Origin of the sequence: Paraburkholderia silvatlantica (assembly GCF_003096715.1) — a bacterium.
Taxonomy (GTDB): Bacteria; Pseudomonadota; Gammaproteobacteria; order Burkholderiales; family Burkholderiaceae; genus Paraburkholderia; species Paraburkholderia silvatlantica.
The window spans coordinates 33222-56888 of sequence record NZ_QEOL01000017.1; the positions used below are offsets into that span (position 1 = coordinate 33222).

18 protein-coding genes are annotated in these 23667 nt (G+C 66.9%); 7 read left to right on the forward strand and 11 right to left on the reverse strand.

What is annotated here, in order from left to right:
• Positions 1-16: 16 nt before the first annotated feature.
• From glgX to C7411_RS21860, 5 genes are all read right to left on the reverse strand, one after another.
• A complete protein-coding gene (gene glgX / locus C7411_RS21840) occupies positions 17-2236 on the reverse strand; it encodes a glycogen debranching protein GlgX (protein ID WP_110386149.1) in 2220 nt (739 codons plus the stop codon).
• Positions 2237-2314: 78 nt separating this feature from the next.
• Positions 2315-4531, reverse strand: coding sequence for a 1,4-alpha-glucan branching protein GlgB (glgB, locus tag C7411_RS21845; RefSeq protein ID WP_110386150.1), 2217 nt, complete (start codon positions 4529-4531; stop codon positions 2315-2317).
• The gene (treS, locus tag C7411_RS21850; RefSeq protein ID WP_110386151.1) at positions 4524-7979 is read right to left on the reverse strand and encodes a maltose alpha-D-glucosyltransferase; all 3456 of its coding nucleotides are present in this window, start codon (positions 7977-7979) and stop codon (positions 4524-4526) included. The genes glgB and treS overlap by 8 nt, the downstream gene beginning before the upstream one ends.
• The gene (locus C7411_RS21855) at positions 7976-11479 is read right to left on the reverse strand and encodes a maltotransferase domain-containing protein (protein ID WP_110386152.1); all 3504 of its coding nucleotides are present in this window, start codon (positions 11477-11479) and stop codon (positions 7976-7978) included. The genes treS and C7411_RS21855 overlap by 4 nt, the downstream gene beginning before the upstream one ends.
• Before the next feature lie 360 nt (positions 11480-11839).
• A complete protein-coding gene (locus C7411_RS21860) occupies positions 11840-12496 on the reverse strand; it encodes a DUF1345 domain-containing protein (protein ID WP_110386153.1) in 657 nt (218 codons plus the stop codon).
• A gap of 325 nt (positions 12497-12821) precedes the next feature.
• Here C7411_RS21860 and C7411_RS21865 point away from each other — a divergent pair, with 325 nt between their 5' ends.
• Positions 12822-13562: a metallophosphoesterase gene (locus tag C7411_RS21865; protein ID WP_110386154.1), complete on the forward strand. Its 741-nt coding sequence runs from the start codon at positions 12822-12824 to the stop codon at positions 13560-13562.
• A 44-nt stretch (positions 13563-13606) separates the two neighbouring features.
• On the opposite strand, the gene C7411_RS21870 is transcribed toward C7411_RS21865, so the two are convergent.
• Together C7411_RS21870 and C7411_RS21875 are read right to left on the reverse strand one after the other, a co-directional pair.
• Positions 13607-14308, reverse strand: coding sequence for an RES family NAD+ phosphorylase (locus tag C7411_RS21870; RefSeq protein ID WP_110386155.1), 702 nt, complete (start codon positions 14306-14308; stop codon positions 13607-13609).
• Positions 14305-14667: an MbcA/ParS/Xre antitoxin family protein gene (locus C7411_RS21875; RefSeq protein ID WP_110386156.1), complete on the reverse strand. Its 363-nt coding sequence runs from the start codon at positions 14665-14667 to the stop codon at positions 14305-14307. Before C7411_RS21875 ends, C7411_RS21870 begins: the two co-directional genes overlap by 4 nt.
• A gap of 199 nt (positions 14668-14866) precedes the next feature.
• On the opposite strand from C7411_RS21875, the gene C7411_RS21880 reads away from it, so the two are divergent.
• The gene (locus C7411_RS21880) at positions 14867-15346 is read left to right on the forward strand and encodes a hypothetical protein (protein ID WP_110386157.1); all 480 of its coding nucleotides are present in this window, start codon (positions 14867-14869) and stop codon (positions 15344-15346) included.
• Positions 15347-15353: 7 nt separating this feature from the next.
• Here C7411_RS21880 and C7411_RS21885 read toward each other — a convergent pair whose 3' ends face one another.
• Positions 15354-16205, reverse strand: coding sequence for a LysR family transcriptional regulator (locus C7411_RS21885; protein ID WP_110386158.1), 852 nt, complete (start codon positions 16203-16205; stop codon positions 15354-15356).
• Between the two features lie 100 nt (positions 16206-16305).
• Between C7411_RS21885 and C7411_RS21890 the strand changes: the two genes are divergently transcribed.
• On the forward strand, positions 16306-16689 hold the full coding sequence (locus tag C7411_RS21890) for a tautomerase family protein (RefSeq protein WP_110386159.1): 384 nt from the start codon (positions 16306-16308) through the stop codon (positions 16687-16689).
• A 19-nt stretch (positions 16690-16708) separates the two neighbouring features.
• Here the strand turns inward: C7411_RS21890 and ppk2 are convergent, their stop codons facing one another.
• Together ppk2 and C7411_RS21900 are read right to left on the reverse strand one after the other, a co-directional pair.
• Positions 16709-17800, reverse strand: a complete 1092-nt coding sequence (gene ppk2, locus C7411_RS21895) for a polyphosphate kinase 2 (protein ID WP_110386160.1) — start codon at positions 17798-17800, stop codon at positions 16709-16711.
• A 255-nt stretch (positions 17801-18055) separates the two neighbouring features.
• Positions 18056-18274 carry an HP1242/YdcH family protein gene (locus C7411_RS21900; RefSeq protein ID WP_110386161.1) on the reverse strand — a complete coding sequence of 73 codons (219 nt, stop codon included), beginning with the start codon at positions 18272-18274 and terminating at the stop codon, positions 18056-18058.
• Between the two features lie 231 nt (positions 18275-18505).
• Between C7411_RS21900 and C7411_RS21905 the strand changes: the two genes are divergently transcribed.
• A complete protein-coding gene (locus C7411_RS21905; protein WP_110386162.1) occupies positions 18506-20155 on the forward strand; it encodes a CHAD domain-containing protein in 1650 nt (549 codons plus the stop codon).
• An 82-nt stretch (positions 20156-20237) separates the two neighbouring features.
• Entirely contained in the window at positions 20238-21161 is a 924-nt protein-coding gene (locus tag C7411_RS21910; protein WP_110386254.1) for a TOBE domain-containing protein, read from the forward strand.
• Between the two features lie 36 nt (positions 21162-21197).
• On the opposite strand, the gene C7411_RS21915 is transcribed toward C7411_RS21910, so the two are convergent.
• Positions 21198-21899: a phosphatase PAP2 family protein gene (locus C7411_RS21915; RefSeq protein ID WP_110386163.1), complete on the reverse strand. Its 702-nt coding sequence runs from the start codon at positions 21897-21899 to the stop codon at positions 21198-21200.
• A 300-nt stretch (positions 21900-22199) separates the two neighbouring features.
• On the opposite strand from C7411_RS21915, the gene C7411_RS21920 reads away from it, so the two are divergent.
• Together C7411_RS21920 and C7411_RS21925 are read left to right on the forward strand one after the other, a co-directional pair.
• Positions 22200-23378, forward strand: coding sequence for an extracellular catalytic domain type 1 short-chain-length polyhydroxyalkanoate depolymerase (locus tag C7411_RS21920; protein ID WP_110386164.1), 1179 nt, complete (start codon positions 22200-22202; stop codon positions 23376-23378).
• Between the two features lie 101 nt (positions 23379-23479).
• Positions 23480-23659, forward strand: a complete 180-nt coding sequence (locus tag C7411_RS21925) for a DUF3563 family protein (protein WP_110386165.1) — start codon at positions 23480-23482, stop codon at positions 23657-23659.
• The last annotated feature ends 8 nt before the right edge of the window (positions 23660-23667 follow it).

The following is a 23667-nucleotide window of genomic DNA, read 5'->3' on the forward strand; positions in this document are numbered from 1 at the left end:
TCGTTGCGTCCTTGACTCATCCAGCGGCGGCTTCGTCCGGGCCCGCGGGGGCGTCCGTCCTGGACGCGCCGGGCGTGCGGCGCGGGTCCGGCGTGGGTGCGTCGCCGCGCGTGCCCGCTGGCCGGTGCGTGTCGGCACGCGCCGGACGGGCGCGGAGCACGGCGAGCGCGCGTGCAGCCAGCTCGTACGTCGTGTCGGGCAGCGCGTAGGGCGCCGCGTCGGGCCGCGCGGTATCGAGCAGCACCTCCCATGCCATGCGCGGCGCCGGCGCGGCGAACGTCACCGCGCCCTGCGAGGCGTTCAGCATCATCAACAATACTTCCATTTGGCCTTGGAGTCCCGCTCCTGCGCGCCGCATGGTGAACGCGCTCGCCTCCGGGTCGTGCCAGGCCTCTGGCGAGAGCGGCTCGCCACGTTCGTCGAACCAGTCGATATCGTGCACGCCGGGCATCAATTCGCGCTCGCCGAACAGAAAGCGCGTTTCGCGCAGCAGCGGATGGTCGCGGCGCAGCGCGATCACGCGCGCGGCGAAACGCGTCATCGCCTTGCCTTGCGGCGTTTCGGCCAGCGCCCAGTCGAGCCACGACATATCGTTGTCCTGGCAGTACGCATTGTTGTTGCCGCGCTGCGTGCGGCAGGCCTCGTCGCCCGCGAGCAGCATGGGCGTGCCGAGCGCGATCAGGAGCGTGGCCATCATCGAGCGGGCCACACGCGCGCGCGTGGCGAGGATGGCCGGGTCGTCGGTGGGGCCTTCCACGCCCCAGTTCGCGCTCCAGTTTTCGTTGTGGCCGTCGCGGTTCTCTTCGCCGTTCGCCTCGTTATGCTTGCGCTCGTACGAAACGAGGTCGGCGAGCGTGAAGCCGTCGTGCGAGGTGATGAAATTGATCGACGCCCAAGGCCGGCGCTTGCGCTTGTCGAACAGATCCGCGCTGCCGGTCAGGCGTGCCGCGAGGTCGGCGCGCTGGCCCGGTGCGCCGCGCCAGTAGCGCCGCACGCTGTCGCGAAAGCGATCGTTCCATTCAGAAAAGCCGGGCGGATGATTGCCAAGCTGATAGCCGCCCGGGCCCACGTCCCATGGCTCGGAAATCAGCTTGCATTGCGAAAGCACGGGGTCCTGGCGCAGCACGTCGAAGAACCCGCCGTTCGGGTCGAAGCCCGCGGGCTCGCGCCCGAGCGTCACGCCAAGGTCGAAGCGGAAACCGTCGATGCCATATGACGTGACCCAGTGGCGCAGCGAATCGGCGACCATCTGCAGCACGCGCGGATGCGAGAGGTCGAGCGTGTTGCCGCAGCCCGTGTCGTTGATGAAGTGGCGCTCGTCGCCGGGCACGCAGCGGTAATAGCTGGCGTTGTCGAGGCCGCGCCACGAGACCGTGGGGCCCATTTCGCCCCCTTCGCAGGTATGGTTGTAGACCACGTCGAGAAAGACTTCGATACCTGCCGCATGAAGCTGCCGCACGGCAATGCGCATTTCGTCGGTGTCGTAGCCCACGAGGTAGCTCGGCTCTGGCGCGAAGAACGCGGCCGCATTGTAGCCCCAGTAGTTGCGCAGTCCTCGATCGATCAGAAAGCGCTCGGAGAGAAACGCGTGGACCGGCAGGATCTCGATGGCTGTGACGCCGAGCTTGTGCAGATGCTCGATGAAACGCGGCGCCGCAAACCCGGCGAAGGTGCCCCGCATGTGCGTGCGCAGCTCGTGACGCTGCATCGAAAGCCCGCGCAGATGCGCCTCGTAGATGACGGTGTCGCCCCACGGCGTATTGGGGCGCCGGTCGCGCGACCAGTCGAACTTGTCGTTCACGACCACGCATTTGGGCATGGCCGGCGCGGAGTCGCGCCGGTCGATCGAGAGATCCACGCGGTTCGAATGCACACGATAACCGTACAGCGTGTCCGACCAGCGGAACTGGCCGATGAGCTGCTTCGCGTAGGGGTCCAGCAGCAGCTTGTGCGAATTGAAGCGGTGCCCCAGATGCGGCTGATAGGGCCCATGCGCGCGCAGGCCGTAGACAGTGCCGGGATGCGCGCCCGGCAGATAGCCGTGCCACACCTCATCGGTGCATTCGGGCAAGGTGTAGCGAATGCGCTCCTTGCGGCCGGTGGGGTCGAAGAGGCACAGCTCGATGCGCCAGGCGTGGGACGAGAACACGGCGAAGTTGGTGCCGAGGCCGTCCCACGTCGCCCCGAGCGGCCAGGGGGAGCCGGGCAGCAGGCGCTCAGGCGGACCGTTTGCCATGACGATGCTCCATCTGTTGTTCTTCGTTTTGCATCGGGTTCCTGATCAAATCGCGCCGCTGCGCCGCGCCGTGTCTCGCTATCGGCGCAGGCGCAGTATCAGCGTGCCGAGCGGCGGCAGGACGAAGGCGGCCGACTGCGGCTTGCCGTGGCTCACCACGCCCTCCGTGGTGACGAGGCCCCCGTTGCCCATGTTCGAGCCGCCGTACACTTCGGCGTCGGTGTTGAGCGCTTCTTCCCACTGTCCCGGCTGCGGCATGCCGATGCGGTAGCCGTGGCGCGGCACCGGCGTGAAGTTGCAGATCACCACGATCTCGCGGCCCGAGCCGTCCACGCGGCGCCATGCGAGCACGCTGTTTTCGTTGTCGTCGGCAACCAGCCATTCGAAGCCGCCGGGTTCCGAGTCGAGCGTGTAGAGCGCGGGCTCGTTCGCATAGAGACGGTTGAGGTCGCGCACGAGTGTTTGGACGCCGCGGTGCAGCGGGTCGTCGAGCAGGTTCCAGTGCGGCGTGCCGTCGTGATCGAATTCGGCCATCTGCCCGAACTCGCCGCCCATGAACAGCAGCTTCTTGCCGGGGTGCGCCCACATGAAGCCGAAATACGCGCGCAGGTTCGCGAACTTCTGCCAGCGGTCGCCCGGCATCTTGCCGAGCAGCGAGCCTTTGCCATGCACGACTTCGTCGTGCGACAGCGGCAGCACGAAGCGTTCGGACCACGCGTAGACCATCGCGAACGTCATCAGGTGATGGTGATAGCGGCGATAAACGGGGTCTTCGTGCATGTAGTGCAGCGTGTCGTGCATCCAGCCCATGTTCCACTTGAACTGGAAGCCGAGGCCGCCATCCTCGGGCCGGGCCGTGACGCCCGGCCAGGCGGTGGATTCCTCGGCAATGGTGATGACGCCGGGGCGTTGCGGAACGTATTGCGTTTCGTGATTGAGGCGCTTGAGAAACGCGATCGATTCGAGATTTTCGCGGCCGCCATAGATGTTGGGCACCCACTCGCCTTGCGCGCGCGAATAGTCGCGGTAGAGCATCGAGGCGACCGCGTCCACGCGCAGCCCATCCACGTGATAGCGCATGAGCCACGCGAGGCCCGACGCGACGAGGAACGCGCTCACCTCGCGGCGTCCCAGGTTGTAGATCATCGTGTTCCAGTCGGGGTGATAGCCTTCGCGCGGGTCGGCATGTTCGTAGAGCGCCGTGCCGTCGAAGTCGATGAGACCGTGCGCGTCGTTCGGGAAGTGCGCGGGCACCCAGTCGAGAATCACGCCAAGCCCGGCTGCGTGCGCGCGATCGACGAATGCCGCGAAGTCCGCCGGCGCGCCGAGACGCGCGGTGGGGGCGAACTGCGAGAGCGGCTGATAGCCCCACGAGCCGCCAAACGGGTGTTCCGCCACGGGCAGCAATTCGATGTGCGTGAAGCCCATGCCCTGCGCGTAGGGGATCAGGCGCTCGGCGAGCGCGCCCCAGTCGGGCGCGGGGGCATCGGCGCCTTGCGTGGGCAGCCACGAAGGCGCATGGACCTCGTAGACCGACATGGCGGCGCGCGCGTTCTGCCGTTCGGCGCGCGTTTGCAGCCATTCCTGATCGCGCCACGCGTAGTGATCGATCGCCTCGACCGGCGCGACGATCGAAGCGGTGCCCGGCGGGCATTCCGTCTGCAGCGCGCAGGGGTCGGCCTTGAGCGGCAGGACCGCGCCGCGCGCGCCGAGTAGCTCGTACTTGTAGCGCGCGCCGGGCGCCACACGCGGAATGAAAAGCTCCCAGACGCCCGCTTCGTGGCGCAGCCGCATGGGGTGACGCCGTCCGTCCCACGCGTTGAAGTCGCCCACCACGGAGACGCGCTTCGCATTCGGCGCCCAGACGGCGAAGCGCACGCCGGGTACGCCGTCGCACGTCGAGGGCCGCGCGCCGAGGCATTCGAGCACCGCGTAGGGGTCGCCGTCTGCAAGACGCACCAATGCTTCGTGCGAAAGCTGCGGGCCGAATGAATAGGTATCCTCGATTTCCTGGCTCACGCCATGCCAGTCGATCACGAGCCGGTAGGGCACCGCTTCCGCGAGCGGTCCTGCATAGAGTCCTGCGGGATGCACGAGCGAAAGTTCGCCGAGCGTGTGGGCGCGGTCGCGCGCCACGACACTTGCGCCCGAGGCGTTGGGCAGCCATGCGCGCACGTAGGGGGCGCCGTCCACCCAATGCAGCCCGAGCACAGAGAAAGGATCGGAGTGGTAGGCGCCGGCGAGTGCGTCGGCGTCGTGGGGAATCAGGCCGGCTTGGGGCGCGCGCTCAACCATGGCCACCTCCGCCGGAATGCGATTGTGTGGACTGCGTCGGCGTGAGTCCGAGCACGCGCGCCGCCAGCGCCGCGAGTCCGCGTATCGGCAATGCGAGCCACGTGGGGCGGTTGGCCGCCTCGTAGCGGATCTCGTAAGCCGCCTTCTCGATCAGGAACAGGTCGAGCAGCGCCTGTTCGTGCGAAGCGCCGACGAGCGTGAGCGGTCCGTCGGCCACGGCTGCGCGGTACTGGCTCAGGAACGCTTCGGCCGCGTAGCCGCGGAAGCGCTCGAACAGGGCACGCTTGCGATCGACGACTTGCTGCGGCGCGTTTTCGAGCGTCGATTGCGCGGCGGCTCCCGCATACGAGAGCGAGCGCAGCAGGCCCGCCACGTCGCGCAGCGGCGAGGCCTTGGCGCGCCGGTATTCGAGCGCTCGCGCGGGCTCGCCTTCGAAGTCGATCAAATACGCGTCGCCCTGGGAGAGCAGGACCTGGCCAAGGTGGAAATCGCCGTGTATGCGGATGCGGGCGGCCTTGGTGTCGTCCGGCACGAGTTCGTCGATCTTCGCGACGAGTGCCTTGCGCCGGTCGATCAGGCTGCGGGCGAGGTCGCGTGCGTCTTCGTCGAGTGTTTGCTCGTCTTCGCCCGTGTGCTTCGCGACGATGTCGAGCGCTTCGTTGAGCATGGCCTTCGTGTCGGCGATCCAGCCGCGTACGTCGCCGGGTGTGGCGGCAACGGGCGCGAAGGCTTCGTCGTCGCTGGGTCGGGAGAGCATCGCGTGCAGTTCGCCCAGCCGCTTGCCGATGGCGCCGATCACCGCGCAATAGCCCTGCACGGCTTCTTCCTCGTGCGCCTGGTCGGCGCTCGTGTCGTCGTCCATGGCGAGCGCGAGTTCGTCGATCGTGCGGCGCAGATAGTCGAGCGCCCAGTCCCACGCGTTGCCCTGGTTGTCGATGAAACCCTGCACGATGATGAGCGTATGCGGCACGCCCGCGGGATCGACACGCACGACTTCGCCGTAAAGCGGCGCGGTGTTTGCGTAGCCGAGCTTCGTGAGGTAGCGGCTCATTTCCGCTTCGGGGTGCACGCCCGCCATCAGCCGGCGCACGATCTTGAGCACGAGGGTTTCCGCGATCACGAGCGAGCTGTTGCTCTGCTCGGCCGCGAGCCAGCGCACTTCCGGCGTGTCGCCAAGGTCGAGTTCGTCGAGGCGCTCCGTCGGCTCGAAGCGGATCGTGCTCTGCTGCACGGTGGGCACCGAGGCGCGCTCGCGCAGTTTGCGCAGCACGCCATAGGCGAACCACGGCAGCGAGAACGCATCCGTGAGATAACCCACCGTGCGGCCGCGCCGCACGCGCGAGAGCGCGAGCTGAATGTGCAGCGGCGTGGTGATTTCGGTACCCCACGTAATGGCGATCGGGAGGACGTATCGCTCGCTCGCGCCATCCGCGAGCTCGGCCTCGATCTCCGTGAACGCGAAGCCTGCGCCATAAATCGTCGTGAGCGCCGCGAGGCGTACCGCGCGCAGCGGCTTGTCCTTGGAGGCGAACCAGCGGCGACGCGAGAGCCACGACGGCAGCACTTCCGATTCGAGCAGCCGCACGTTTTCGGGCGTCGCCCCGGTTTGCCCTTCGCGGATCACCACGGTCACGAACTCGGGCAATTGCTCCGAGGTCGGCTGGCTCCACGAGGGCCGCTGATCGCCGGCGCTCAGGAGGAACCACAGGAAGCCGTAGGGCGGGAAAGTCAGTAGATAAGGCAACTGCCCGATGGCCGGAAACACGGAGTCGGCCGTCATTTCGACGGGGGACATGCCCGCGAATTCCGAAAGATCGAGTTCCACCGCCTGGGGCGCGCGCGACAGGTTCGCCACGCACAGGATCGGCGCCTCGCCGGGCATTTCGCGCAGGTACGCGAGGATCTTGCGGTTGGCGGGCCGCAAAAACCGGATCGTGCCGCGCCCGAACGCCTGCCTGGCGCGGCGCGTGGCGAGCATGCGGCGCGTCCAGTTGAGCAGTGAATGCGGGTCGCGGCTTTGCGCTTCGACGTTGATGGCGTCGTAGCCGTAGAGCGAGCCCATGAGCGGCGGCAGGACGAGCTGTTCGGGGTCGGCGCGCGAGAAGCCGCCATTGCGGTCCGACGACCACTGCATCGGCGTGCGCACGCCGTCGCGGTCGCCGAGGTGAATGTTGTCGCCCATGCCGAGTTCGTCGCCGTAATAGATCACGGGCGTGCCGGGCATGGAGAGCAGCAGCGAGTTGATGAGTTCGATGCGGCGGCGGTCGCGCTCCATGAGCGGCGCGAGACGCCGGCGAATACCGAGGTTCAGGCGCGCGCGCCGGTCGCTCGCGTAGGTGTTCCAGAGGTAATCGCGCTCGGAGTCCGTCACCATTTCGAGCGTGAGTTCGTCGTGATTGCGCAGGAAGATCGCCCACTGGCAGCTCGGCAGCAAGTCGGGCGTCTGCTTCATGATGTCGAGAATCGGGAAGCGGTCCTCGCTCGCAATCGCCATGTAGAGGCGCGGCATGAGCGGGAAGTGGAACGCCATGTGGCATTCGTCTTCGTTGCCGAAGTACTCCTGCACATCTTCCGGCCACTGGTTGGCTTCGGCCAGCAGCATGCGATTCGGGTAGTGCTCGTCGATGGCCGCGCGGATCCGTTTGAGAATGCCGTGCGTTTCGGGCAGGTTCTCGTTGTTGGTGCCCTCACGCTCGACGAGATACGGCACGGCGTCCAGACGCAGCCCGTCGATGCCCATATCGAGCCAGAAGCGCATGACCTGCAGCACTTCGCGCAGCACGGCCGGATTGTCGAAGTTCAGGTCGGGCTGGTGCGAATAGAAGCGGTGCCAGTAGTACGCGCCCGCCACCGGGTCGTGCGTCCAGTTGGACGGCTCCGTGTCGATGAAGATGATGCGCGTGCCCAGGTACTTCTGGTCCGTTTCGGACCACACGTAGTAGTTGCGATGATTCGAGCCGGGCTTGGCGCGGCGCGCGCGCTGGAACCACGGGTGCTGGTCCGAGGTGTGGTTGATGACCAGTTCGGTGATCACGCGCATGCCGCGCGCGTGCGCTTCCTGAATGAAGCGGCGCACGTCGGCGAGCTGGCCGTAGTCGGGGTGGACGTTGCGATAGTCGGCGATGTCGTAGCCGTCGTCGCGGCGCGGCGAGGGGTAGAACGGCAGCAGCCAGATCGCGGTGACCCCAAGGCTGGCAATGTAGTCGAGCTTGGCGAGCAGGCCCGGGAAGTCGCCCACGCCGTCGTTGTTCGAATCGAAGAACGATTTCACGTGCACCTGGTAGATGATCGCGTCCTTGTACCAGAGCGGGTCGTCGGAAAGCATCGACGGCTTGCCGCGCCGTTGCGTGCCGCGTTCCTCATGGCGCGGATCGTGTGCGGTCGAGTCTCGCGTGACGGTCTGCACGTTCGTTGCCACAGGCTCGTGCGTAGCGGGGTCGCGTTTCATGTCGCTCCTCCGGGCGGGAAGTCCGCGTCCAGTTCGGGATGGCCCTCGATGTGCTCATCGTACTCAGCGGCGTGTTCGGGCAGCGGTTCGTCGCGCGGCAGACCGTTGGCGGGCTCGATGCGCCAGATCGCGAATGGGCGCGCATGCGGGTCGAGCCGCACGTGCTGCCAGCGCCCATGCCACGCGAAGCGCTCGCCCGTCATTTCGTCGATCACATTGAGGGGGGCGTGGTCGTCGAGGTGCCAGCGCTGGAACGTCGCCCACGAAAGTTCGAAGTCGGCGCCCTGTTCGTTGAAGGCGTCGAGATTGATGGCCACGACGATCACGTTGTCGCGCGCGGGCGTGGCCTTCTCGAAGCAGAGCAGCGAGTCGTTGCGCGCGTCGAGGAACGCGATGCCGAGATGCGTGTGCAGCGCCGGGTTGGCGCGCCGGATGCGGTTGAGCGCGGCGATCTCCGCGACGATGTTGCCGGGGCGATGCCAGTCCCATGCGCGCAGCTGATATTTTTCGGAGTCCAGATATTCCTCCGAATTGGGCATGGCGCGCCCTTCGCACAGCTCGAACCCGCAGTACACGCCCCACAGCCCGGAGAGCGTCGCGGCCAGCGCCGCGCGGATCAGGAAGCTCGAGCGCGCGCCGGTCTGCAAATGGCGCGGATTGATGTCGGGTGTGTTGACGAAGAAGTTCGGCCGATAGAAGTCGCGCACTTCGGTTTGCGTGAGTTCCGTGAGGTACTCGGTGAAATCGCGCTTCGATTCGCGCCACGTGAAGTAGGTGTACGACTGCGAGAAGCCGAGCTTGGCGAGCCGGTACATGAGGCGCGGTCGCGTGAAGGCTTCGGAGAGGAAGATCACGTCGGGGTGGCGCGCGCGCACGTCGGCGATCATCCATTCCCAGAACGGCAGCGGTTTCGTGTGCGGGTTGTCCACGCGGAAAATGCGCACACCCGTATCTACCCAGAACAGGATCGCGTCGCGCAGCGCGAGCCACAAATCAGGTTTCGAGTCGTGCGCGTAGAACTCGGGGTTCACGATGTCCTGGTACTTCTTCGGCGGGTTTTCGGCGTAGCGCAGCGTGCCGTCGGGCCGCCATGCGAACCAGGTGGGATGCGCCTTCAGCCACGGGTGGTCCGGCGAGCATTGAATCGCGAAATCGAGTGCGATTTCGAGGCCTTGTTCGCGCGCCGCGGCGAGCATGCGGCAGAAGTCCTCGAGCGTGCCCAGTTGCGGATGCACGGCAGTGTGGCCGCCTTCGGCTGCGCCGATCGCATAGGGGCTGCCCACGTCGCCGGGCTGCGCATTGAGCGTGTTGTTGCGCCCCTTGCGGTTCGCGAGGCCGATGGGGTGGATCGGCGGAAAGTACAGCACGTCGAAGCCCATTTCGCGAATGCGCGGCATCTTCGCGATCACGTCGTCGAAGGTGCCGTGGCGCGATTCGTCGTCGCTCATCGAGCGCGGGAAGATCTCGTACCAGCTCGCGAAGCGCGCGGCGCCGCGCTCCGCATCCACGCGGCCCACGACCGTGTCGCGCGAAAGGAACGGGCGGTGGCGCGCGGCGCGCACGGCCGCGGCCGTCGACGGCGCGGCGATGATCGCGCAACGTGTTTCGGTGTCCGCAGCAATGAAGCGCTTGACGACGGCGTCGAGCGTTTCGTTTGCGCGCTTCTGGTCGTCGTCGCCCGTGCCCGATGTTTCCGCGGTGGCGAGCACTAGGGCGAACAGGCGGCTCGCTTCCTCCAGCTCCAGATCGACGGGCTGGTTCGCCGCGCGCTTCTTGTGCAAATGTTCCGCGAGCGAGGCGAAGTCGTCGCGCCACGCGATCACGACGTACTCGTAGCGTCCGATGCGATCGAGCGGAATGTGGCCCGCCCACAGGTCGGTGCCGGCGGGCGGCACAGGCGACATCGGCGACTCGTGCCAGGCGGTTTCGTCGGCGGCGCGCCAGAGCACGGCGGCGTCGATGCGGTCGTGGCCCTCCGCGAAGATGGCGGCGCGCACTTCGCAGCGCTCGCCCACGGTGCGCTTCGCGGCGAAGCGTCCGTGATCGACCGAGGGCTGTGTGCTCTCGATGGCGATGCGCGGCGCCGCGATCGCTTCGAGCACGCTCTTGTGGCCGCTCGTGTCGGTCTTGCCGCGATCTTCGGGCGGCGCGAGCACCACGTACGGACTCGTGAGCGCGCGGAACATCCAGCATGCGCCGGCGGGCAGCGTGAATGCGTCGGGGATCGCGCTCGCGTCGCGCGGCGCGGGCAGGCGTGCGCCGCGCAGCGTCTCGGCGTCGAGCGGCGCGAAGCGCGTGAAACCGCCAGGCACACCGTCGAGCAGGCGCGCGAGGTCCACGCGCACAGGCGCGGCGAGCGCGGGATTGACAAGCGTGAGGATGGCCTCGTCCGCCTCGCGCAGGTCCGCGCGGTCGCCGCGCAAGAGCGCCGCGACACTGGCGCCAGGCCCACTGAGCGCGCGCAGTTCGCCGTTGGTCTGCAGCGTCCATGTTTCGCGTTGCAACGCGTTGGCGTGCGCGACATCGGCGCTCAGATCGAAGGGGGCGCGCGCCTTCGCGGCTTCCCACGCCTGCGCGCTGTTGCCGCTGTGCGAAATCGCTTCGTCCACGCCATATTCGAAACCCATCGGCATGAGCCAGCCGGTGCCGAGCGCGGCTGCCGCGCGCAGCATGCGGCGATAGGCGCGCTCGACTGCGCGCGCATCGGCGGCGCCTTCCTGGTCGTGCGCGTAGCGCGCGCCATAAGGCGCTTCTGGAAACGTTATCGGCGAGCCCACGCGGCGCAACGCGGCGTGTTCCTCGACCATCCAGCTCGACGAGAAGTCCCACCAGCGCAGCGAGGAGAACACCGCGTCGAAGCCCGCACCTTCGAGGTGCGTGATCGCCTCGCGCGGCAGGCCAGGCGTTGCGGCGAGCCAGCGTGTCTGCGGAAAGCGTGCGCGCACGGCATCGAAGATCGCGCGCAACACATGGGGCGGCGTGCGGTGCGGGGAGTCCACGCGAAAGCCGCCGATGCCCGCTTCGACGAGCGCGATGGCGCGTGCCGTCCACCATGCGATGAGCGGCGCGCTCGCGCGCTCGAAATCGGCATAGGCGACATTGGCTTCGCGATGGCCGTGGCGTGGGTCGAGGCGGGCGTCTTCGGGCTCGAAGGGATGGAACCACTCGGGATGCGCGGCGTAGAGTGCGCCGTCGGCGGCGCTGCGATCGAGTACGAGATCGGCAAGCAGCGTGATGCCGCGCGATTGTGCCGCGAGTGCGAGTTCGCGCACGGCGTCGTCTGTGGAAAGCTTGCTGCCGAAGGCCGGGTTCAGGCGCGCATGGTCGGCGACGATGCGGTCGTCGCCCGACGCGCCCGAGGCGAACAGCGCGCCGATCAGGACGTGGTCGAAGCCAAGCGACGCCGCGCGGGCGATGTGTGCCGGCCACGCGTCGAGTGGTCCTGCCAGGACGGAATGGACGAAGTAGATCCGCGGCGCATAGGCGTGGGGAGGTTCCATCGGTCGTATTCCAGGTACGTCAGGCGAAGGGGATGCAAGTCGGGGGTTAGCCGAGATGCGATCGCGCCGCCCGGGGGCTGCCGGAGCGTGCCGCGCTGCGCATGGTGGACAGGCACCTGTTCAGAGTAGTGCAAGAGCAGGCCGGAACCAAACCGCTTGCGCCGCGGGGCGACTTGCAGGGGAGGTCGAGCAAGGCACATGCCCATGAGCGACATAGGGGCTGTTATTCGCATGAACAGGCCATCGGCGCGGGCGGCGCGCGAGAGGCGCGCGTTCGCGAAGGCCGAGCGCAAAGGCGGGAGGATCGAGGGGAGAAACCGGCGGCGATTGCCGGTATCCGTTGCAGCGGCGAAAAACGGGTCAACTACCGACCATGCTCGCGGCGATGTTTACGCACAGCCCTAGCACAGAAACGTTGAAATAGAACGACAAAATCGACTGCGCGAGCACACCGCGCCGCGCGCTGCGCCCGCGCAGGCCGATATCGGCGGTTTGCGACGCGCAGGCGATGGTGAACGAGAAGTACAGAAAGTCCCAGTAGTTCGGCGCGAGCTTTTGGTCGGGAAACGCGAGAGCGGGTTCGTTGGGATCGGAGCCGTAGTAGAGGCGCGCGTAGTGCAGCGTGAAGATGGTGGGAATCAGGAACCACGCCCCGATGAGCGTGAGCCCCGTGAGCAGCGAATGCAGCACTTTCGAGGCCGTGTCGAGATCCTTCGTCGTGCCCAGTTCGATGACGATGGCGACGATGCTCGCCACCGTTGCGGTGCAGATGAGAAACAGCACGGTGCCCGCGTTTTCGTCTTCGCGGCGGGCGTTCGCGCGCACGCTCTCCTCGTTTGCGAACACCATGTGCAGCCAGATCAGCACGAGGTAGGTCCACACCGTTGCGTCCCAGCCGAGCAGGACGCGCGCGGAAGTGCGGATCGAGGCGGGCGCGAGCGCGCCGAGCACGATGCCCACGGCGATGGCGATCATCATGTGCGGCCGGTTGCGCAGTACCAGCGGAATGAAGTTCATGGCGTGGCGAGAATTGGCGCGGGTTGGCGCGGGTTGACGCGGTTGGCAACTGATTGCGGCGATTCTACCGTGCGCGGCCCGCCATGATGACGCGCTGTTCACCACCACGGCCGCCCAGGCCGCGGCGCTCGCGCCCAGGCTCAATAACTCTGGAACGACGGGGCTTGGCGGCGTTCGCGCCGGCAGTCGCATCTGCAAACGCGTGTGCTTTGAGAGCAGGCACGCCGCTTGCATGGTGTCTAACTCGTGACGCGCCTGTCGCTATCGAATTTTTTACGATATTTGGCGCTCATATGGTCCACTCACACAGCGCTATGATGAAGTGATGACGCATACACCCGACGCTCTCGTGCAGCACCATGCCGCCAACCTTGCAGGTCGCGACTTCGTAGTAGGCGATTTGCATGGTTGCGTGGAGGCGTTGCGCTATCTTTTGCGCGAAGTCGAGTTCGACACCGCGCGTGACCGGCTGTTTTCGGTGGGCGATCTCGTTGACCGGGGCGAGCGCGAGCAGTGCGAACAGGCGCTCGCGCTGCTCGACAAGCCATGGTTCTACGCCGTGCTCGGCAATCACGAAGACGCGCTGTGCGCCGTGGCCGAAGGGCGGATGCCGCGCAACCGCTGGTATGGCATCGGCGGCGGCTGGGCGCAGAGCGTGCCCGACGCCGAACTCGTGCATTACGCGCAACGGCTGCGCCAATTGCCGCTTGCGCGCGTGGTGGGCGAGGGCGAGAAGCGCTTCAATGTCATCCACGCGGAATTTTTTGGCGACGACGCCGCGCTCGACAGCGGCCAGTTCGATTCCGACGTGCGCGAACGCCTGCTTTGGGGCCGCGATCTCGTGCTCGGTACAGGCGACCCGACCCGCCACGGGCTCTCGCTCACGTTCTGCGGGCATACGCCGGTGCGCGAAGTGCGGCAGATCGGCGCGCAGGTGTTCATCGACACCGGGGCGTTCATCACCGAAGGACGCCTCACCATGGTCGAGGCGCTGACGTCGCGCATCTGGTCTGTCCCGCAGGTCGAAGCGCTCGCGCACGGCGCGGCCGCGATCGTGCTGCCCTGAGGCCCGGGGCCTGGCGCCTGCCGGTCTCCCGTTAGCCGCTCGGACTATACGATGCGGTTCAACTCGAACACCATGTCGATGGTGTGCCCATTCCAGTTGTATTCCAGATATGCCGCGTGATGGCACGCGCGCAGCAGCGTCGTGCTGAGGGCGGCGAGGCATTCGCCGCCCTCGTCGCGCACCGACGGATACGCAATGCCCGGCGCACGCGCCTCGCGGGCGGCGCGGCCCAGCGCCTGGCCGGCCGTGTAGTCGTCGGGCGAGAGCACGCCCGGGTCGAGCGCGGGGTCGTCGCGCAGATCGATCACCTCGCCGTGTGCGATCACCGTATAGAGCCGCATTTGCTGGCGGATGGGCGGCTCGTTCGTGGCCGCGAGAAAAAGCCCCGAGTGATAGCGCGTTTCCGCCACGGCGGTCGCGCGCGAGCGCGCGCAGTAGAACACACCGTAGGTGCCGTCGGAAAAGCGGCTGCCTTGCGGATTCAAGTGCGTGAAGGCCGCCATGATCGGCCCGTAACCGGGACCGAAGCGGCGCTCCTCGCGCGGCACGAGGTCGAGGTCGCCGGTTTCGGTGCGCAAGCGGTCGTTGGTGAGCGCCTCGAGCGCGTAGAGCGCCTCGAAGTCGTCCGCGGAAGCCACACGATCGAACAGGTTCACGGCGGGAAACCGGGTGGGAATCACCCTGAACGCGGGTGACCACGTGAACTGCGCGCTGCGCCAGCGGTCTTGCCAGTTCGTTTGCGTCACGCCCAGCCGCCTCGCATTGCGTCGAGATACTGGCGCACCGCCACGAGGTCGCTGACGTTGCCGGCCAGCATGCGGTCGAGCGCGCGCCGTCCGCCAAAGGGCGGCGCGCTGTTGGGACGCTTGATCCAGGTATCGGCGGAGGCGGGTTGGGGCAGGAGAATCTGTAGCGCCTTGTAGATGCCGAGCAGCAGCGAAAGGCGTTCGAGTGTGTCGCGGCCGAGCCGGGCGGTTTGCGGGGACTGCTTCCACTTGAAGAACGTGGATCGGCCCGGCGAGCCGAGCAGAATAATCTGCTCTTCGGCGCTCAGGTTCCAGTCGCTCGCTATGCGGAAGAACGCCCTGAGCCCCGCTGCCGACATTTCGGTGAGCGAGGGCTCGGCGCCGGGACGTCGTGACGGAGTGAGGGAAGCAGTGGCGGGTGGCATGGTGGTCGAGTCCTGAATTGAACTTTTAGTAGATATTAGTCCATGTATGGATTATTGCAAGGTTCGACTCGGTATAATCCTCGCCGGACATTGGGACGGCATTGGGGAGAGACGGGTGCGGGCAGGCATATTGATGGTCGCGGCGATGGTATTTGCCGCGCCGGTTTGGGCATGGGGACAGGGGAAGACGGCCGGAGCGCATGCCGGGCAGGGCGCGGCGGCTGCGCAACAGTCGCATGGCGGGCAGGCGTCCAAAGCGCGCGGCGGCCACGCGGGGGCCGCGTCGCACACGGCCGGACGTCATACGCACGCGACGGGTTCCACCGATGCGAGCGCCCCGCGCCATGTTGCGAAGGCCGGCAAGCCGTCGCACGCGAAGCTCCACGCGGCGGCGCAGCGGCACACGCCCGGCGAGACCCACGCGGCAGTACGCCGCCATCATCCGGCTTCTGGCGCGGTACCCGCGCCCAAAACCGTCACGCAAAAGCGTCCCGCGCCGAAGCCGGCCGCCGTGCGGCCCGCGCCACGCCACAAGCTCGTGGTGGATGCGCCTCCGCCGTCCATCCAGCGTGCGATTCCTGTGCCGCATGCGTTGCCGCCCATCCTGAGCTGAGCGCCATCTAGCCTGTGCCGAGTCCCGACGCGAGCAATTGCAGCGTTGCCGCGGTTCGCGGCTCGCGTACCCGCGAGTGAAGCATCACTTGTGAAACCGGCAGCGCGGGCAAACCGAGCCGCGCGCCGACGTCGATCAGTTCGCGCGGCGCGACCCGGCGCGCCAGCGGCGAGACCGCGAGCCCTGCGGCCAGCGCCGCGCCCACCGCGGCGACACCGCCGCCCACGAACACTTCGGTCCACGCCACGCCCGCGGCGTCGAGCGCGCGAATTGCCGCTGCCCGCACCGCGCATGGCGCGGCGAGCAGCGCGAGCGGCAGCGCCGCGCCGGGCTGCCACTGCCATTGCGGCGCGGCGAGCCAGACGAGCGGCTGCGCGAAGAGCCGGCGGGCATCGCCGCGTGGCGCCTCCTCTTCCTCCCGACGGACGATGACGGCATCGAGCCGACGCTCGTCGAACTGTGCAAGCAGTTGTGCCGAGAGCCCCAGATGCAGTTCGATCACGAGCCCCGGATCGTGAACGCGAAGCTGGGCGAGCTGGCGGGCCAGGTTGGCGTCCGCAACGTGCTCGCTCAGGCCAAGCGCGAGGCGCCGTTCGTCGCCTGAAAGCGCCCTGAGCGCGCGCTCATGTGCACCCAGCAGGTCGCGCGCCGCGGCGAGGAACGTGAGGCCATCCGCCGAAAGCCGCACGACGCGCGGCGTGCGTTCGAGCAATTGCTTGCCCAGATGCGCCTCGAGGCGCTTGAGCTTGAGGCTCACAGCCGATTGCGTGGTGTCGAGGGCGTCGGCGGCGCGCGTGAAGCTGAGCAGTTCGGCGACGAGCACGAAGGCGCGCACGGCGTCGAGATCCAGTGGTTTCATTTCAGATGAAAATGGATGAAATATCTATCTATGCCTGTTTATTATGATAGATCGCACCTAAGCTGATGTCATGTCAAACCCACCCAAGCAGGAGATCGACATGCCGTTCACCCGTATCGCTGTTCGCGCAGGCAAGCCCGCCACGTATCGCAAGGCGCTCGCACAGGGCATTCATCAAGCGCTGATGGAAGTGTTCAAGGTGCCTGAAGACGACATCTTCATGGTCATCACCGAGCACGATGCCGATAACTTCGTGTTCGGCCGGCATTACCTCGGGATCGAGCGCAGCGACGATCTGGTCATGATTCAGATCGCCTTGAACAACACGCGCGGGCAGGATCAGAAGAAGGCGCTGTTCGCGCAGATTGCCGAAAACCTCGCGCGCGATCCCGGGGTGAGGCGCGAGGATGTGTTCGTGAATCTCGTGGATGTCGCGCGGGAGAACTGGTCGTTTGGGAATGGGGTGGCACAGTACGCGACTTGAGCGCTGAGCCTGAAGCCGCCTACAGAGCCCGACTCACCAGCAACGGATCGACCACCCCAATCGCCTCCGCATCCCGGCTCGCATAGGGCAGTTTATGCAGCACGAATCGCATGGCATTGAGCCGCGCGCGCTTCTTGCAATCGGAGCGAACGACCGTCCACGGCGCATCGGCGGTGTCCGTCTGCGAGAACATCGCCTCTTTCGCCTGCGTGTACGCGTCCCACTTGTCGAGCGAAGCGAGATCGACAGGACTCAGCTTCCATTGCTTGAGCGGGTGCACCTTGCGTTCCTTGAAGCGCCGCCGCTGCTCGCCACGGCTTACCGAAAACCAGAACTTGATCAGGTGGATGCCGCTGCGAATCAGCTGCCGTTCGAACTCCGGCACCTGCTGCATGAAATCGGCATATTCCTCAGGCGTGCAGAAGCCCATGACATGCTCGACGCCCGCGCGGTTGTACCAGGAGCGGTCGAACAGCACGATCTCTCCCGCCGAAGGCAGATGCTGCACATAGCGCTGGAAATACCACTGGCCGCGCTCGACTTCAGTGGGTTTTTCGAGTGCGACGACGCGCGCGCCGCGCGGGTTCATATGCTCCATGAAGCGCTTGATCGTGCCGCCCTTGCCGGCTGCGTCGCGGCCCTCGAACAGGATCACCACGCGCTGACCCGTTTCGCGCACCCACGCCTGGAGCTTGAGCAGCTCGACCTGCAGCCGATACTTCTGGCGCTCGTAGGCGCGCCGCGACATCAGATTGCGATACGGATAGCCGCCTTCGCGCCAGCCAGAGGCGAGTTCGTCGTCGGGGTGGCGCGTGCGCGAGTTGCGCCAGTCGGCAGGGTTGCCTTCGAGGATCAGGCTGCGCAACCGGGCGGCTTCGTCGGGCGACATGCCTTGCATCAACGCCGCGATCGACTCGATCAACATGGCGGGCGAATCGCCCCCGGCACGGGTGCGTGCGGCGAGATCGTGGACAGCGCCCGCGATGGCCTCGCTCGCGGATTCGACGGCACTGTCGACGGTGCGCAACTCGGCGCTGTGCGGCGTGACGAGCGGCTGTCGTGCGGCGGGGCCGGTGGTGTCGGAAGCGGAGAAGGGAATGGATTTGGGCATGGTGTCGGCGGGTGCGGAGATGGGACTGCGTGCGGAGTGACTCGCATCCAGGGCGTGCGCGTCGAAGAAGGCAGGCGCATCGAAGCGCGAGCGGCAACGGCGCGCAGGGAAGTCGTCGCGGCTTGAGGGGCAGGGCAGCGACGAGGCAAAAGCCGGCGCGCGGATGGCCGGCGCCAGCCCGCTACCAGACAACTGCCAGACAACTACCAGACAACTACCAGACAACTACCTGCCAGCGCTGGACGCCGCCTGGTTTCAGGCGTTTGCCGCCTTTTTGAGGATGAGGTAGAGCGAGTCCTTGAGTTGAAGCTTTTCCTTTTTCAGCTGCTCGACTTCGCTGCCGTGCGAAGCCAGGATACCCGCCTCCATGTTCTTGATCTGCTGGTCGAGTTCGTTGTGACGATGAAAAATCCGGGCGAAATGTTCGTCCTGGATCTTGAGGCGCGAAATCAAATCTCTGTACTCAGGGAACACTCAATACTCCTTATAGACTGGCCAAGTTAGGCAAATTGAAACGTAATTTTTCCACCGTCTAGTCGTGGCAGTCTTGATCATCGTCAGATTACGGCTTCCCGAAGGGTCAGGGACGTTACCTGGGGCATCGAGGCGCGCTCGCGTGTACCATCGATCGCGTCGTCGCAGTTCCTGGCTCTCCATCCACTTGCACTGTTCCAATCCGTCGCCCTACAGAACCCTGGAGCGTTCATGGATCGCGTTCTGGAAATCGTGCTGGACGTCGTGATCCCGGCAGCGCCGGATAGAAAAAGCGCAAAAGCCGCCGCCACCATGGCAACGGCGTCCAGGGCGCACGCCAGCCCGAAACCTTCGCAGCAGGCTGCCAGCCTGTGCGCGGTTTTGCCGCCGCTCGTGGCGCAACCCGAAGCGCGCCAGCGCGTGACGACGGTCGTCTTCGACCGCGGCGGCGTCCTTGGAAGGCTCGGCTGGCGCGTCGCGGTCGAATCGCACGGCGGCACGCAGCACGTCGTCGTGTCGAGCCGGCGCGTTCATACGCCGGGAGTGACCGTGATCGCACCGATCTTCGAGGCGGCGCTCGATGCGAACGGCATCGCGCATGCGCTCTTCGACGCCGCGCCCGAGCCGTTTCGCGAGGCGCTGGGCAGCGCGGACGATCTCGCTGCGTCGGCCACGCTCGTGGCGACACGCAGCCGCTGGCAGTGGCCGCGCGACGGCATCGACGTGCTGCTCACATTCGACGAAGACTTGCACGAGCCGTCGGCAGCGCCACAAGAACCGGCGGCGCAGGACGCTCGCGGCGCGGATGCGGCGCCCCCGCCCGACTTGCACGAGTTGCGCGTGAGCGCGCCCTGGCCCGAAGGCGAGGACGAGCGGCCCATCGTCGATGCGCTATTTGCCTGTGCCGGCGACCTCGTCGGGGCGCTGCCCGCATTCGTGCGCCTGACCGACGCCCTCGACCGCGCCAGCGCCGGCAGCGTGACCGGCGACGCCGAAGCCATCAAGGCCGAAGCCGTGGATCTGGGCGGCGCGGCCACAGCCGAGGCCGCGCTCGTGGCGATCGGGCGCAACATCAGCGCGCAGTGGTTCGGCAATGACACGGGCGCGCGCGACAGCAAGAACGGCGAGTTCATCCATCAGATGCGCGTGTCACAGCGGCGGTTGCGCACCGCCATGCGTATCTTCTCGCGCTGGTGCGACGAAACCTGGGAGACGCGCATCGAGCCGGAGCTCAAATGGCTCGGCGGCCTGCTCGGCGATGCGCGCGACCGCGATGTCTTCGTCGAATCGACGCTGCCGGCGCTTGCCGCCGCCGACGTCGAGCCGGGGCGCTGGGACGCGATTCGCGATGCGGCAAACGCGCAACGCCTCGCCGCGCGCGCGCGGCTGCGCGAGGCGCTGGCCTCGCAGCGCTACGCGCGGGCGGCGCTGGCGTGGCTCCAGTGGCTCGACTTGCTCGCGCGGCGCGCGCACGACGCCGGCAGCGCCGGGTTTTCGCTGCACCGCCACGCGAAGCGGCGTGTGCGGCGCTACTACGAGCGGCTCGCGAGCACGCAAAAGCTCACGGCCATCGACGAGGCGAGCCGTCACCGCGCGCGCATCAATGCGAAGTATTTGCGCTACACGATCGAATTCTTCGCTACCCTCACGTCGCGCCGCACGCGCGTGGAGGTGGCGCGCGCGCTCGCGCGGCTGCAGAGCGTGCTCGGCGACGGCAACGACGCCGCAGTGGCCTTGCGCTATCTCGAGCGCATGGATGCCGAGCCGTATCAGCTTGGGTTCGCGCGCGGCTGGTGCGAGGCCGTCAAGCGCTATACGGCGAAGGAGGGCGAGCGCCTGTTGCGCGAACTGGGTGAGCCGAAGGTACCGCGCGGCGCCTGACGCGCCTCTCTATAATCGCTGGCGGATTGGCGGGCGCCGAACCGTCGCTCGTTTCGGCTTGTCTTAGCTTGCCTTGCGCATGATGAATCCCACGAAACCTGACACCCCATCCGCCGGAGCCGGCCACGCCGACGCCGTTTGCACCGATACATCGACACCCGCCGAAGCGCCGGAACTGGGTCTGGGCGGCTCGGTCTGGTTTCAGTCCGGCCAGCAGATGCTGGGTGGCGCGGCGCGCATCGCGCTTCTGGAAGCCATCCATGCAACCGGTTCGATCACCGGCGCCGCGAAAGCGGTCGGCATGAGCTACAAGGGCGCCTGGGACGCCATCGACGCCATGAACAATCTCGCGGGCGAGGCGCTCGTGGTGCGCGCGACGGGCGGCAAGGGCGGCGGCGGGACGACGCTCACGCCGCGGGCGCTGCGGCTCGTCGACACGTTTCGCGTCATCGAGCAGGAACACCGGCGCTTTCTCGAGCGTGCGGCGCACGCACTCGGAGCCGTTTCGGGCGAAGGCAGCGACGCACACGCTGGCGGGTTTGCGCGCGACCTCGCCGTGCTCGGTCGCTTCGCCATGCGCACGAGCGCGCGCAATCAGCTTTTTGGCACCGTCTCGGGGATCGTGCGGGGCGCGGTGAACGACGAGGTGTCGATCGCGCTGCCCGGCGGCGACGTCATCGTGGCCACGACCACACACGAGAGCGCCGAAGCGCTTGGGCTTGCCACGGGCGCGCCCGTGGTGGCGCTCGTGAAGGCAACCTCGGTCGTGCTGGTCGCGAGCGCGGCGGATGCGGCGCGGCTTTCGGCGCGCAACCGGCTGAGCGGGACGATCGAGGTCGTGCGGCGCGGCGCCGTGAACGCCGAAGTGACACTCGTCCTGCCGGGCGGCACCGTGATCGCCGCGATCGTGACCGAAGGGAGCGCGGACGCACTGGGACTCGCCGCAGGGCAAGCGGCGACGGCCGTGTTCAAGGCTTCGAGCGTGCTGCTAGGCGTGGCCGGCTGAGCGGCGCGCGATGGAGGACCGCCCAGTCAGGCAGGTTCAGGCGTGGCGCTGTGCGGGCAGCGCGAGGCCGTTGCGGGTTTGCGAGACGGGAGCGACTGGCGCGCGGTTGGCGCGGTTGGCCTTCCATTTGGCGCGCACATAGGGCCGGTCGTGACCTGAAACCGTAAGCGCGATGTTGGTGACCCAGCGATGCGTGGGTACATGGACGTTGTGCAACGCGACAGTCAGCGCCGTGAGGCTCAGCGCGACGGCCGCCGCGGAAATTCGCCGGGCCTGCGCCTGCCACCAGTAGCGCGCAAATACGAGTGCGGTGAGCGCCCCGACTACACAGCCCGTGACGGCCTCGGAAGGCGAGTGAGCGTCGAGCACCACGCGCGAAAGCGCGACCGCGAGCCCCACTGCGAGGCCTATGGTCACGCCTGCGGCGCGCACGAAGGACGGCGTGCCTTGCAGCATCAGGAAAAACGCGACGGGATAGACGGCCGTGGACAGCATGGCGTGGCCGCTGATACCCGTGAAATCCAGTTCTCTTACGCCGACGCCCCAGCCGAGAAACGCGATCTTGGTGAGCGTCACGAGGCCGATTGCCAGACCGAGCACCAGCACCCAGCTCGCCGCCATCCGCCATGAGTAGCCGACCACGAGCCATAGCGCGATCGCCAACGCGAGCGGCAGGGTGAGGCCTGCGCCGCCGAGGTTGGTAATCGAGTACCAAAGGTGAATGGGCAAATCTGGCATGAGTCCGCGCTGCAGGCTGTCTGAAGGGGATACTGAGGTTGCAGGGGCTAGCCCCTGCTGCATGGCGACTTAACGCGCGAGCCGGCTGGCTGGCCGACATGCGCGTGAGACAAGCGTCCAGTATAGCTGCCTCGCATAGACGCAGGCGTGCCTCGTGGAACGCACACGCAGAACGCACACGCGGCCGCAATCGAATCGGTCCGATCTGCAGCGTCATCCAAATGATGTTATTGTGCGTTGCACAACGACGGATCGCGGCAAAACGCCACGATGTGTCGGACCCCTTTTACGAGGCCATAGATGACGAAAAATCTGACGAAGCTATGGGCAGGTGGCATGCGACGTCTGCTCGCCATCCAGACCCGGGCGGCGCGCGACGCCCTGAAAGGCGCGCGGATCGATACCCCCCAGCCGCAGGCAATCTGGCGCGCCGCTCAGGCCGCTGCCGAGCAGGCCGCCAGGCAGGTCACGCCGGCGCACGCGAGCGGTGCGCCGGTGCGCGAATCGCGCGTGGGTCCGCGCGCGGCCGCCTGGGCCGCGGGCGAATGGCACCGCGCGGAGCACCTTGTACCGGCGAACGACCAGCATGTCGGGCGATCGCTCCCTTACGGGCTTTATCTGCCGCCGGGGCGCAAGACGGCGGGCATGCCGCTCGTCGTGATGCTGCACGGATGCAAGCAGTCGATGGACTCGTTCGCCGAAGGCACCCGCATGAATCTGCTCGCCGACCGCCATGGCTTCGCGGTGCTGTATCCCGAGCAGACGGAACGCGCGCACCCGCACCAATGCTGGCACTGGTACGACTCGCGCGACGCGGCGGGCGGCGGCGAAGCGGCATCCATCGTTTCGCTGATCGACACGCTCGTCGAGGAGCACGGCTTCGACCGTTCGCGCGTCTATCTGGCGGGTCTGTCGGCGGGAGCGGGGCTCGCGATGCTGCTCGCAGTACGCTCGCCCAGCCGTTTCGCCGCCATCGCACTGCATTCCGGCCCCGCTTTCGGTGAAGCGCGCTCTGGCGTGACGGCGCTCGATGTAATGCGGCGCGGCGTGCACCACGATCCGGTGGCGCTCGTTGATACCCAATTGGGCGCGCGCATTCACCCGGGCATGCCGGCGATCGTCGTGCAGGGCGACGCGGACACCGTCGTCGCGCCGGTCAACGCGGAACAGCTCGCGGTGCAACTGCTGCGCCTGAACGGTCTTGCGGATACGCGTGGCGTGCGTCAGGGCGTCGTGTCGCGCGAGACGTTCAAGGACGGCTATCGCGAGCAGGATTACGAGCTGGGCGGCGCGAGCGTCGTGCGGCTGTGCCGCGTAGCGGACCTTGACCACGCCTGGAGCGGCGGCGACGACACCGTGCCGTTCCATTCCTCGACGGGACCGGACGCGAGCACGCTGATCTGGGACTTTTTCGAAGCTCATCGCCGGGAGGCCTTCGACGAGGCCTACGACGCCGAATTGACGCAGGATGTTGGCTAAACGCGACTACGGGTGATTTAGGGGTTTACCCTTAACAGGGTTTACCCTATAATTGAACCATTCGATTCGCGGGCACGTGCCCGTCAAAGAAGGGCCAAATCATGTACCTGCTCAGCCGTCTTTTCCTGTTCCTCTCCGAAACCGCCGAAACTCGCCGTCAGCAGCGCGAGGAAGCGTATCTCGCGCAGTCCGTCGACATCTACGATCTCGAGTTCCGCATGCGCAAGATGGATCGCGAGAAGGCCACGCGCCACCCGTCGTGGATGAACCACTACGGCTAAGCAGCAGT

Coding starts and splice junctions, on each gene's coding strand:
- C7411_RS21860 (WP_110386153.1), bottom strand. CDS start 12,496: ATGAACTTCATTCCGCTGGTACTGCGCAACCGGCCGCACATGATGATC.
- C7411_RS21890 (WP_110386159.1), top strand. CDS start 16,306: ATGCCGTTCACCCGTATCGCTGTTCGCGCAGGCAAGCCCGCCACGTAT.
- C7411_RS21885 (WP_110386158.1), bottom strand. CDS start 16,205: ATGAAACCACTGGATCTCGACGCCGTGCGCGCCTTCGTGCTCGTCGCC.
- C7411_RS21855 (WP_110386152.1), bottom strand. CDS start 11,479: ATGGAACCTCCCCACGCCTATGCGCCGCGGATCTACTTCGTCCATTCC.
- glgB (WP_110386150.1), bottom strand. CDS start 4,531: ATGGTTGAGCGCGCGCCCCAAGCCGGCCTGATTCCCCACGACGCCGAC.
- C7411_RS21875 (WP_110386156.1), bottom strand. CDS start 14,667: ATGTCGGCAGCGGGGCTCAGGGCGTTCTTCCGCATAGCGAGCGACTGG.
- glgX (WP_110386149.1), bottom strand. CDS start 2,236: ATGGCAAACGGTCCGCCTGAGCGCCTGCTGCCCGGCTCCCCCTGGCCG.
- C7411_RS21925 (WP_110386165.1), top strand. CDS start 23,480: ATGTACCTGCTCAGCCGTCTTTTCCTGTTCCTCTCCGAAACCGCCGAA.
- C7411_RS21920 (WP_110386164.1), top strand. CDS start 22,200: ATGACGAAAAATCTGACGAAGCTATGGGCAGGTGGCATGCGACGTCTG.
- C7411_RS21880 (WP_110386157.1), top strand. CDS start 14,867: ATGGTCGCGGCGATGGTATTTGCCGCGCCGGTTTGGGCATGGGGACAG.
- C7411_RS21905 (WP_110386162.1), top strand. CDS start 18,506: ATGGATCGCGTTCTGGAAATCGTGCTGGACGTCGTGATCCCGGCAGCG.
- treS (WP_110386151.1), bottom strand. CDS start 7,979: ATGAAACGCGACCCCGCTACGCACGAGCCTGTGGCAACGAACGTGCAG.
- C7411_RS21910 (WP_110386254.1), top strand. CDS start 20,238: ATGAATCCCACGAAACCTGACACCCCATCCGCCGGAGCCGGCCACGCC.
- C7411_RS21915 (WP_110386163.1), bottom strand. CDS start 21,899: ATGCCAGATTTGCCCATTCACCTTTGGTACTCGATTACCAACCTCGGC.
- ppk2 (WP_110386160.1), bottom strand. CDS start 17,800: ATGCCCAAATCCATTCCCTTCTCCGCTTCCGACACCACCGGCCCCGCC.
- C7411_RS21865 (WP_110386154.1), top strand. CDS start 12,822: ATGACGCATACACCCGACGCTCTCGTGCAGCACCATGCCGCCAACCTT.